Raw genomic sequence first — 10,590 nt, forward strand, 5'->3', positions numbered from 1 at the left:
GGCGGGAGCGGGTGGCTCAGGCGTGGCCCTCACCGTGGATCAGGCGCAGGGTCCGCAGGCCGGGGAACGGCGGGGTGTGCTCCGCCTCCCGCTCGGCGTTCAGGTCGGCCAGCATCCGGACGCCCCTCGCCCGGAACTCGGCCTTGCGCTCCTCGTCGGCCTCCTCCTCGCCCGGGTAGAGGACGATGTGGACGGCCCCCTCCTCGCCGTCCCAGGTGTAGCTGCGGTACGGCGGGATCTCGATCCCGTCGATCGTCTCGACCCCGTCGACGATCTCGTATCCGTCGATCGTCACGATCTCGTCCGTCTTCTCGGGTTCGTCCGTCGCTTCGGGCTCGTCCCTCATGGGGAACCTCCGGTGGTTGTCCTCGGCTGGTCTGCCGCCGTGGACAACGATTCGGGAGCAAGAAGGGCCCGGTGACTCACCGTAGTTCCTCCCTTCCGGTACGAACGCCCCCGTCCGGCAGGGGTGTTCAGCTGCCCGTGATGCGGAAGACCGGGTAGCCGGGGGCGACCCGGAGGCAGACGGCTCAACCGGTCGGTCGCACCCGGGCTGCCCTGGCCTCCAGGTACCGGCGCTCCGCGAGGCTCGCGGTGGCCCGGGCGGCGCGCCGGTAGTGCTCGTACGCCCCCTCCGTGTCGCCGGTCCGCTCCAGCAGGTGCGCCCGGACGGAGAGCAGCCGGTGGTGGCCGGCCATCCGGGTGTCCGCGTCCAGCGCGGCGAGGAGCGCCAGGCCGGCCTCCGGGCCCTCGGTCTCGGCGAGGGCGATCGCCCGGTTGAGGGTGACCATCGGGTTGGGTGCGATCCGCTCCAGGATCAGGTACAGGGCGTACACCTGCCGCCAGTCGGTGTCCTCGGCGCGGGCCGCGTCGGTGTGGGTCGCGGCGATCGCGGCCTGGAGCCGGTACGGGCCGAGCTCCGGCCCGGCCAGCGCCGCCTTGACCAGCGCCGTTCCCTCCTCGATCAGGTCGCGGTCCCACCGGGTGCGGTCCTGCTCGGCCAGCGGGACCAGGTCGCCGGAGGCCGTCGTCCGGGTCGCGCGGCGGGCGTGGGTCAGCAGCATCAGCGCCAGCAGCCCGGCGACCTCGCCGTCCTCGGGCAGTTGCGCGCGCACCGCCCGGGTCAGCCGGATCGCCTCGCGGGCGAGGTCGAGGCGGTGCAACTCGCCGCCGGAGGAGGCGGTGTAGCCCTCGTTGAAGATCAGGTAGAGCACGTGCAGGACCACCCGGAGCCGCTCCTCGCGCTGCTCCGCCGACAGGGCCCGCCCGGGCTGCTCGAACGAGCCGCCGGCGGCCCTGATCCGCTGCTTGGCCCGGCTGATCCGGGCCGCCATCGTCGCCTCCGGCACCAGGAACGCGCGGGCGATCTCGGCCGTGGTCAGCCCGCCGACCGCCCGCAGTGTCAGGGCGGTCCGGGACGCCGCGGTCAGCGCCGGGTGGCAGCAGAGGAACAGCAGGAGCAGCGTGTCGTCGGTGTCCGGCACCTCCTCCGGCACCACCTCGGCGGCCGCCGTCGTCAACTCCCGCTCGCGCCGCGCGCGGTCGCCGCGCAGCTGGTCGATCAGCCGGCGCGAGGCGACCGTCACCAGCCAGCCGCGCGGGTTGTCCGGCACCCCCTCGGACGGCCACTGCACGGCGGCGGCGAGGACGGCCTCCTGCACCGCGTCCTCGCACCCCTCGAAGCGGCCGTACCGTCGTACCAACGTGCCGAGGACCCGCGGCGTGAGCCCACGCAGCAGGTCCTCGAAGTCCGGTTCCGTCATGCCTCCAAGTGTCCGTCGGAGAACATCACCTGCCGCACCTCGACGCCCAGCCCCTCGATCGCGGCGTCCGGGATGCGGCCGGCCAGTTCGACCGCGCGCTCCTTGTCCTCGCAGTCGACCAGGTAGAAGCCGCCCAGGAACTCCTTGGCCTCCAGGAACGGCCCGTCGGTCACCACCGGCTGGCCGTTGCGGACGCTCACCACGGCGGCCTGCGAGGGATCGACCAGCGCCTGGGTGAGGATCAGCTCGCCGGACTCCTTGAGCTCCTCGACGAACCGGCCGTGCCCGGCGCCGATCGCCCCCTTCTCCTCGTCGGTCAGCGCGTCCAGCACGGCCGGGTTCAGGTGCAGGCTGATCAGGAACTTCATCTCGTCCTCCTCGGGTTCGCGGGCCCCGACGGGGCCGCCCTCGACCGGTGGTCGGAGCGGGCGACGCCGTCTTGACGTCCTCCGGCGGACAAATCTCCCACGAATCCCCTCGCGCCCCCGCACCCCACGCGCCCCCCGGGCCACCGGCCGCTGGCGGGCGCCGGGCGCAGCCGGACGGCCGCCGGGGGGCCAACTTCCGTACGGCAACCGTCCACTCAACGTGCTCTCGGTCCTTGATAGCGTCGGCCGTGACGCCGCGTCACCAAGGCGTCGCACCACCGACGAAACGAGAGAGCGTCTCACATGGCCCCCCGGACGATCCGCCGAGCCGTCATCCCCGCCGCCGGGCTCGGCTCCCGCCTCCTGCCGCTGACCAAGGCCACGCCGAAGGAGATGCTGCCGGTCGGCGACAAGCCGGTGATCGAGCACACCGTGCGCGAGCTGGTCGAGAGCGGCATCACCGACATCACCATCGTCGTGAACGGCGACAAGGGGCTGATCCAGGAGCACTTCCGCCCCAACCCCGTCCTGGTCGAGCAGCTGCGCCGGGACGGCAAGGAGGCCTTCGCGGCGGCGGTCGAGGAGGTCGGCGAGCTGTCCCGCAAGGGCCACATCAGCTACCTCTACCAGCACGGCCCGTACGGCAACGGCACCCCGGTGCTCAACGCCGCCCGCCACTTCGGGGACGAGCCCTGCCTGGTGCTCTGGCCCGACGACGTCTTCGTGGCGGAAGTCCCCCGCGCGCAGCAGCTGATCAGGGCGTACGAGCAGACCAACGCGCCGGTGCTCGCGCTGATGCCGATGGCGCCCGAGGACTCCTACCGCTACGGCGTGCCGGTGGTGAAGGAGGACCTCGGCGGCGGTTCGCTGCGGATCAGCGGCCTGGTCGAGAAGCCGAAGCCGGCCGACGCGCCCTCCTCGTACGCGGCGATCGGCGGCTACGTCATCACCCCCGGCATCGTCGACGAGCTGCGCGAACTGACCCTCCGCTGGCACGAGAAGCCCGAGGACGAGGTCTACCTGACCGACGCCATCAACGCCTACGCGGCCCGGCGCGCGGTCTACGGGCAGGTCATCGCCGGCACCTGGTACGACACCGGCAACCCCGCCGCCTACCTGCGCGCCCAGTTCGCGGCCGCGCTCGCCAACCCGGAGTACGGGCCCGAGCTGCGCCGGCTCGCCGCGGAGCTCTCCCCCGCCTCGTAGGACGGACGCCCGGACGGCCCGTGGCGGGACGGGTCGTCAGGGGCGGCGGCGCAGGCCGTGGGGGCAGGCCGTCGGGCGGTCAGTACGCGGGCAGGTCGAAGTCGAGGGCCGCCCGGAAGGCCGACTCCAGCTCCGGGCCGGGCCCTTCCAGGTTCGCGATGCTCTCGGACCGGGCCCGCCGGTCGCCGGTCAGTTCGAGGATCGCCTGGTTGGCGGCCACGTGGTCGCGCAGCCGCCGCTCGTAGGCGGGGTAGGCCGCGCGGTGGTCGCCGTCGGCGGCGTGCAGCTCGCCCGCCAGGACGTAGGCGGCGGTCAGGGCCACGCTGGTGCCCTGACCGGTGAGCGGGGAGCAGCAGTAGCCCGCGTCGCCGAGCAGCACGACGCGGTCCTTGGACCAGCGTTCCATCCGGACCTGGGCGACGACGTCGTAGTGGAAGGCTTCGGTCTCCTCCAGCGCCCGGAGGAAGCGCGGTACCTCCCAGCGCGCGTGGGCGGAGCGCTCGGCCACCAGCCGCCGCTGCCGGGCGGGGTCGCGCGGGAGCATGCGGTCGAGCGGCTCGTCGGTGTGGAGGCCGACGAAGACCCGCAGTTCGCTGTTGTCGCGGACGGTCATCGCCATGCAGAACCAGTTCGGGTCGTCGCCGAGCCGGTGGACGACCTCCCAGCGGTCCAGGCCCAGGTGGTTGGGCGCGCTCCAGCCGGCGAGGTAGGCGCCGATGGGGTGCAGGTAGTCCGCTTCGGGGCCGAAGACGAGGCGGCGGGTGTTCGAGTGCAGGCCGTCGGCGCCGACGACCAGGTCGAAGGCCTGCTCGGTGCCGCTGCGGAAGCGCACCTCCACGCCCTCCCGGTGCTGCACCAGGGTGTCGATCGAGTCGCCGAAGCGGTACTCGACGCCGGGCCCGGCGTCCCCGACGGTTCCGGCGCCCGCGTCCGCCGCGGCGATCAGCTCGGCGAGTTCGTCGCGCAGGATCTCCACGTCCGGGCCGCCGACCGGCCCGCCGCTGGCCGTCCACTCGGTGGTGCGGCGCAGCTCGCGGCCGTCCGCGTCGACCACGGACATCCCGCGCAGGCCGGTCCGACGGGCCCGGGCCTCCTCCAGCAGCCCCATCCGCTCGACCACCGTCAGGGCGGTGCCGCGGACGTCCACGGCCTGCCCGCCGCCGCGCAGCGAGGGGGCCCGCTCCACGACGGTGACCCGGAAGCCGTACCGGTTCAGCCAGTACGCGAGGGCGGTGCCGGCGATCCCGGCGCCGGAGACCAGGACGGAGGTGCTGCGCGGGCCGGAGCCCGGCCGAGTGCTGTTCGACATGGTGTTCCTCCCAGGGATTGCTCTGTCTCAACACCACTGTGCGCTCTGCCACTTGCAGGACGCGGACGCGGCACTGTCACCGTCGGCGGGACACCGGCACGGCGCTGACAGCACGGCATCAGGGACCCCGCTCCCGGGTGCCACCGGCCGTTCCCCAGGGTCGAGCCCATGCCGAGAACCACACCCCCGCGCCCGCTCGACGTCGAGGCGCTCTTCCCCGAGCCGGCACACCACCGGGGGACCACCACCCGGCTCCGTCCGCGCCCCGCCACCCGCCGTCACCGGGTCGCGGACGGTGTGTCATGAATTCGCAACAGCGCTCCCACCAGGCGCGATACGAATTGCCCGGGCACCGGAGGGCCCGTATGGTGCTCGAACGCCGTCGCGCGGACGGCTCGGGGGACGCACGAGGGGTGAACCATGGCGCAGGGGTCGGGGTACGCGATCCAGGCCGGCGGGGCCGAGGGACAGGCGAAGGCGCTGGACAAGGCGTCCGGGGACGAGGGGACGATCGGAACGGCGATCAGCGACCCGGTCTGCTACAGCGCGGACGTGTTCGGGGGCGAGGACGTCGACCCGGCGTACCGCAACTTCAGCAGCGCCTGGCAGGCGGAGACCGCGACGATCAAGAGCGCGCTGAGCGAGCTGGCCGGCAAGGTGCGGGGCTCCTCGAACAACTACCAGTCGGCCGACGGCAGCGTGGTGAAGGACCTCGCGTCCGCCTCGCGCAGCGGCGACTACCGGCCCTTCGGCTGAGGCCGGACCGGCGCGCGCCGGACATCGGAGCGGACGGCGGCTGACGAGCCGGCGCCCGGAAGCCGATGAGCGGCCGACGAGCAGCCGTCGAGCGGCCGATGGGCAGCTGACGGAGGACCGCCGGGCAGCGGCGGGGAACGACACCACGGGCAACGGGTACAGGGGGCGAACGGGCCGTCATGGCAGGCGAATCCACCACGCAGCGCTGCAAGGCGCTGAGCGACCGGCTGAAGGACGTCCGCGAGGCGGACAGCAAGAACGATCTGATCTCCGCGATCAAGGGCGCGCTGGCGGTCCACGCGCCGGTCGGCGACCCGGGCACCATCGAGGCCACCGGCAACCGCTACAAGACCGCGGCCGCCGACTCGACCCAGCTCCACCAGGAGGTCCTGGCGGTCGCCACCTCCGGGCTGCCGGACGTCTGGACCGGTTCGACGGGCGCGAAGGCCGCCGAGGTGGTGGCCGCCGCCGCCCGCGCCGTCGACCAGCAGACCACCGCGCTCTACAACGGCGGGACGGCCCTGCTCGGCCTCGCGGACGCGCTGCGCTCCGCCCAGGGCCAGGACGGCGCCGCGCGCTCCGCGCTCCAGCAGGTGCTGAGCGAGCTGGGCGGCGAGGAGGGCTGGTTCGACGAGTGGTTCGAGGACGACGAGGACGAGGCGGCGCGCAAGAAGGCGCAGCAGGCCGCCGTGCCCCAGGTCGACGCGATGCTGAGCGCCGCCAAGCACGCCGACGAGGCGGCCCGGGCGGCGGCCCGCGACCTGAACAAGCTGGCCTCCGAGGCCCGGGCGGGGAAGATGAAGACCAATGCGGTCACCGCCGCCGACAAGCTGGTGCTCGCCGAGACCTCCGGTCCGGACGGCCCGACCGAGCTGAACGAGCTGCTGACCGCCAACGACATGAAGCGGTCCGGCGAGTACCTGGACAAGATGAACGACAAGGACCGGGCGGACTTCGAGAAGCTGCTCGCCGACTCCAAGTCCCCGCAGGAGCGCGCCTATCTGATGAAGGCGCTGGCGGCCGGCCACTCCATGGACGAGATCCGCGCCTTCCAGGGCAAGATCCACGGCAAGGACCCGGAGTGGCTCCGGACGCACCTGACGCCCGTCTACACCGAGGACGGGGACACCAGCAGCGGCGGGCAGCAGGAGAACGGCTCCAACCGGAACACGGACCAGGTGACCTTCGACGGCGCCAACTGGAAGCAGGCGGACACCGAGGGCACCTGCGTCGCCTCCTCCACCGTCACGGCCCGGGCGATGGTCGACCCGCTCTACGCGCTGGACCTGACCGGCGGCCCGTCCGGCCAGGAGGACGACCCGGCGGCCTTCCAGCAGCGGCTGCTGGCCGAGCAGCACCGGGTGCACCAGGAGGGCGGCGGCGGCGCGAACTGGGACGGCATGGGGGCGGACGGCAAGGAGAAGGTGCTGGAGAAGGAGGTCAGCCCGCACACCGGCGCCGACTTCGACTACAAGCCGATGCCGGACAACAATGCCCGGCGGGAGCTGCTGCCGGACATCGAGAAGGCGGTCGCCGACGGCAAGCCGGTGCCGGTCGGGGTCGAGGGCTACGACAAGGACGGCAAGCGGTCGGGCCACGCCATGATGATCGTCGGCCAGGAGGGCAACATGCTGCAGATCTACAACCCGTGGGGCACCACCACCTGGGTCAGCGAGGACGACTTCGTCAACGGCCGCATGGCCGGGGCCTCGGACGACCGGCTGCCCACCGCCTACGCCGTCCACCTGCCGAAGTGACCGGGGTGGCAAGGGTGTTCACGACGACGTCGACACGAAGGCCGACGCGAGGGCCGGCGCGGAGGCCGGCACCCGGACCGCTGCGGGCGGTGGCGCTGGCGGCCGTTCTGGCGGCCGGCCTGACGGCCTGCGGGCAGGACGCGCCGTCCGGTCCGGACCGCGGCCGGGTGCTCGGCGCGGAGGAGCGATCGGTCAGCCTCGCCGTCGGCGAGCGCTTCACGATCGCCGTCCGGGACAACTCCTCGGTCGGCGACCGCTGGAGCGTCGCGGCCCCGGAGCCGGACGCCGCGGTCGCGGCCCTGGTCGCGGAGAAGCTGGACCTCCCCGCGGAGTCGAAGACCTCGGACGGGGTCGGCGGCACCCGCTTCTACACCTTCGAGGCCAAGGGCCGCGGAACCACCGCCGTCACCCTCCTCAACTGCTTCCGCAGCTACTGCAACCTCCCCGCCCCCAGCGAAGAGAACAGGAACATGGTCGTGCGCAACACCTACCCGGTGACGGTCCGATGAGCCCCGACGGCCGCTTCCGTCCCAAGACCGACGAGGAGCTGCGGCAGCTCGACGTGTCCGCCATGCTCCGCTACGGCCTGGCCTTCGCCGGTCCGTACCGGGCCGCGCTGTTCGGCGAGGGCGCCGTCGCGGCGGCGCTGGCCGCCGACGCGCTGGGGGTGGTCCCCCGGTCGCTCGCCTTCCTCGCCGAGGTGGTGCGCAGCGGCGGCGCCCGCTACGCCGCGGACCTCGCCGAGCCGTTGCCGGGGCCGGAGCCGGCCCGGCTCGCCCGCGACTGGCTGGGCTCGGCGGCCACCACCGTCACCAGCGTCGACGGCGACCAGCTGCTCGCCCGGTGGCTGGACGCCGTCGCGGAGATCCTCGGCATGCGCCGGGACGTCCGGGGGGCCTGACGGAGGCCCGGCGGGCCCTGACGGGAGGACCTGACAGCGGGCCTGGCCGGGGATCCGGCCGGGGGCCCGGCACCGCGTTACTGCTTGACAGGGTGCGTCATACTGTAACGCGCTGGTCCGCCCACGGATCCCGGCCCCGCCGGGCCCGTCGGGCCCTCCCCCCGCAGCTCGGAGCACCGCATGCACCCCTTCCTCGACCACCCCGGGCCGCTCGCCTTCGCCCACCGGGGCGGTGACCTCGGGCGCCCCGAGAACTCGCTCGCCGCCTTCGAGGCCGCCGTCGCGCTCGGGTACCGCTATCTGGAGACGGACGTGCACGCGACCGCCGACGGTGTGCTGGTCGCCTTCCACGACACGCGCCTCGACCGGGTCACCGACCGCGCCGGGGCGGTGGCGGAGCTGCCCTGGGAGGCCGTCCGGCGGGCCCGGATCGGCGGGACCGAGCCGGTGCCGCTGCTGGAGGACCTGCTCGGCGCGTTCCCCGGGGCCCGCTTCAACATCGACGTCAAGGCGGCCCCGGCCGTCGGGCCGCTGGTCGAGGCGATCCGCCGGACCGACGCCTGGGACCGGGTCTGCGTCGGCGGCTTCTCCGACAGCCGGCTGGCCGCCGTCCGCGCCGCCGCCGGGCCGCGGCTGGCGACCTCGCTCGGCCCGCGCGAGGTGGCCCGGCTGCGGCTGCGCTCGCTGGCCGAATCGTTCCTGCCGCGGCGGGCCTCCGCGCCGTCCGGAGCGCCATCCGGAGCACCGTCCGAAGCGCCGTCCGGGACGCCCTCCGGGGCGCCGTTCGCCGGGCTGTGCGCGCAGGTGCCGGAGCGTCACCGGGGCGTCCGGGTGGTCGACCGGGCCTTCGTCCGCACCGCCCACCGGCTCGGCCTCCAGGTGCACGTCTGGACTGTGGACGATCCCACACGGATCAGGGCTCTCCTGGACCTGGGTGTGGATGGCATCATGGCCGATCGCATCGACGTCCTGCGGGACGTCCTCGGCGAGCGCGGCTGCTGGACGGACGGCAGTACCGGCTCCAGCACGGTGATGGGAACCCCATGAGCACCACGAACTCGGCGAAGCACCTGCCGGACGACCCGCCGAACGACCCCGACCCGGCCGCCGCTACTGCCGCTGCTGCCGCCGACGCCGACGGACGCGCCCTGCGCCGGATGCAGTTCGGCTGGTACATCAACGACTGGGCCAACGCCGCCTTCTCCGCCACCGTCCTGACGGTGTTCCTCGGTCCGTACCTGACCACCGTCGCCAAGGACGCCGCCGACGCGGCCGGCAACGTGCACCCGCTCGGCCTGACGATCCGCGCAGGATCGTTCTTCCCGTACACGGTCTCCTTCTCCGTGCTGCTCTCGGTCGCGGTGATGCTGCTGACCGGCACCGTCGCCGACCGCACCGGGCGGCACAAGGAGCTGATGTGCGGCTTCGCGTACGTCGGCTCGCTCGCCACGATGGGGATGTTCTTCCTCGGCGGCGACCGCTACCTGCTCGGCGGCGCACTGCTGGTGGTCGCCAACATCGCGTACGCGGTCTCGGTCGCGCTCTCCTACGCCTACCTGCCCGGCCTCGCCTCCCCCGACGAGCGCGACAAGGTCTCCTCCAAGGGCTGGGCCTACGGCTACGCGGGCGGCGGACTGCTGCTGATCGCCAACCTGGCGCTGTTCCAGGGCCACGACGCGTTCGGCCTGGACTCCGGCACCGCCGTACGGATCTGCCTCGCCTCGGCCGGCCTGTGGTGGGCGCTGTTCACCGTCGTCCCGATGCTGCGGCTGCCCTCCCGGGCCGGCGTGGCCCCCGCCGCCCCCACCGCGACCACGGCGACCACCGCGCCCGGCGAGCCCGCCGCCGGCAGCCTGCGCGAACTCGGCCGCACCCTGCGCCGGATGCGCGAGCACCCGCTCACCCTGCTCTACCTCGCGGCCTTCCTCTGCTACAACGACGGCATCCAGACCGTCGTCTCCCAGGCCTCGCTCTACGGCAGCGAGGAACTCGGCATGGAGCAGACCTCGCTGGTCACCGCCGTGCTCCTGGTCCAGGTCGTGGCGATCGGCGGCGCCCTGCTGCTCGGCCGGATCGCCCACCGGTACGGCGCCAAGCGGACCATCCTCGGCTCCCTGGTCGGCTGGGTCGTCACCCTGGCCCTCGGCTACTTCATGCCCGCCCACCAGCCCGCCTGGTTCTACGCCCTGGCCTGCATGATCGGCCTGGTGCTGGGCGGCAGCCAGGCGCTCTCCCGCTCCCTCTTCTCCCACCTCATACCGCCCGGCCGGGAGGCCGAGTACTTCAGCTTCTACAAGGTCAGCGACCGCGGCACCAGCTGGATGGGCCCGCTGGTCTTCGGCCTCGCCTACCAGCTCACCGGCAGCTACCGCTCGGCGATCATCTCGCTGCTGGTCTTCTTCGTCATCGGCTTCGTCGTCCTGCTCAAGGTCCCGGTCCGCCGCGCCATCGAGGCCGTCGGCAACCCCGTCCCCGAGCGCCTCTGACCGCCCGTACGACGGACCGGGCCCGGCCGTTCCCCCCGCTCATG

The 10,590-nt window shown here is 73.5% G+C and carries 11 protein-coding genes; 7 read left to right on the plus strand and 4 right to left on the minus strand.

Features of this window, described 5'->3' with window-relative positions; all coding sequences use genetic code 11:
• Positions 1-16: 16 nt before the first annotated feature.
• The 3 genes from ACFU6K_RS18175 to ACFU6K_RS18185 form a co-directional block, all read right to left on the minus strand.
• Complete coding sequence (locus tag ACFU6K_RS18175) at positions 17-346, minus strand: hypothetical protein (protein ID WP_380664149.1); 330 nt, start codon at positions 344-346, stop codon at positions 17-19.
• Positions 347-530: 184 nt separating this feature from the next.
• Positions 531-1,763: an RNA polymerase sigma factor gene (locus ACFU6K_RS18180; RefSeq protein ID WP_380664151.1), complete on the minus strand. Its 1,233-nt coding sequence runs from the start codon at positions 1,761-1,763 to the stop codon at positions 531-533.
• A complete protein-coding gene (locus tag ACFU6K_RS18185; RefSeq protein WP_380664153.1) occupies positions 1,760-2,131 on the minus strand; it encodes a YciI family protein in 372 nt (123 codons plus the stop codon). The genes ACFU6K_RS18180 and ACFU6K_RS18185 overlap by 4 nt, the downstream gene beginning before the upstream one ends.
• A gap of 303 nt (positions 2,132-2,434) precedes the next feature.
• On the opposite strand from ACFU6K_RS18185, the gene ACFU6K_RS18190 reads away from it, so the two are divergent.
• Positions 2,435-3,337 (plus strand): UTP--glucose-1-phosphate uridylyltransferase, encoded by a 903-nt coding sequence (locus tag ACFU6K_RS18190; RefSeq protein ID WP_380664155.1) that lies wholly within the window; start codon positions 2,435-2,437, stop codon positions 3,335-3,337.
• A gap of 79 nt (positions 3,338-3,416) precedes the next feature.
• Here ACFU6K_RS18190 and ACFU6K_RS18195 read toward each other — a convergent pair whose 3' ends face one another.
• Positions 3,417-4,646, minus strand: coding sequence for an FAD-dependent monooxygenase (locus ACFU6K_RS18195; protein WP_380664157.1), 1,230 nt, complete (start codon positions 4,644-4,646; stop codon positions 3,417-3,419).
• Between the two features lie 420 nt (positions 4,647-5,066).
• Between ACFU6K_RS18195 and ACFU6K_RS18200 the strand changes: the two genes are divergently transcribed.
• The 6 genes from ACFU6K_RS18200 (at position 5,067) to ACFU6K_RS18225 (ending at position 10,546) form a co-directional block, all read left to right on the plus strand.
• On the plus strand, positions 5,067-5,402 hold the full coding sequence (locus tag ACFU6K_RS18200) for a hypothetical protein (protein WP_380664159.1): 336 nt from the start codon (positions 5,067-5,069) through the stop codon (positions 5,400-5,402).
• 179 nt (positions 5,403-5,581) lie between these two features.
• Positions 5,582-7,159, plus strand: coding sequence for a peptidoglycan-binding protein (locus tag ACFU6K_RS18205; RefSeq protein WP_380664161.1), 1,578 nt, complete (start codon positions 5,582-5,584; stop codon positions 7,157-7,159).
• Between the two features lie 89 nt (positions 7,160-7,248).
• Entirely contained in the window at positions 7,249-7,668 is a 420-nt protein-coding gene (locus tag ACFU6K_RS18210) for a protease inhibitor I42 family protein (RefSeq protein ID WP_380664163.1), read from the plus strand.
• Complete coding sequence (locus ACFU6K_RS18215; protein ID WP_380664165.1) at positions 7,665-8,060, plus strand: hypothetical protein; 396 nt, start codon at positions 7,665-7,667, stop codon at positions 8,058-8,060. Before ACFU6K_RS18210 ends, ACFU6K_RS18215 begins: the two co-directional genes overlap by 4 nt.
• Positions 8,061-8,240: 180 nt before the next feature.
• The gene (locus ACFU6K_RS18220; protein ID WP_380664167.1) at positions 8,241-9,107 is read left to right on the plus strand and encodes a glycerophosphodiester phosphodiesterase; all 867 of its coding nucleotides are present in this window, start codon (positions 8,241-8,243) and stop codon (positions 9,105-9,107) included.
• Positions 9,104-10,546, plus strand: coding sequence for an MFS transporter (locus ACFU6K_RS18225; protein WP_380664169.1), 1,443 nt, complete (start codon positions 9,104-9,106; stop codon positions 10,544-10,546). Before ACFU6K_RS18220 ends, ACFU6K_RS18225 begins: the two co-directional genes overlap by 4 nt.
• The last annotated feature ends 44 nt before the right edge of the window (positions 10,547-10,590 follow it).

This window comes from Kitasatospora sp. NPDC057512, from assembly GCF_042802135.1.
In the GTDB taxonomy this organism is placed as follows: Bacteria; Actinomycetota; Actinomycetes; order Streptomycetales; family Streptomycetaceae; genus Kitasatospora.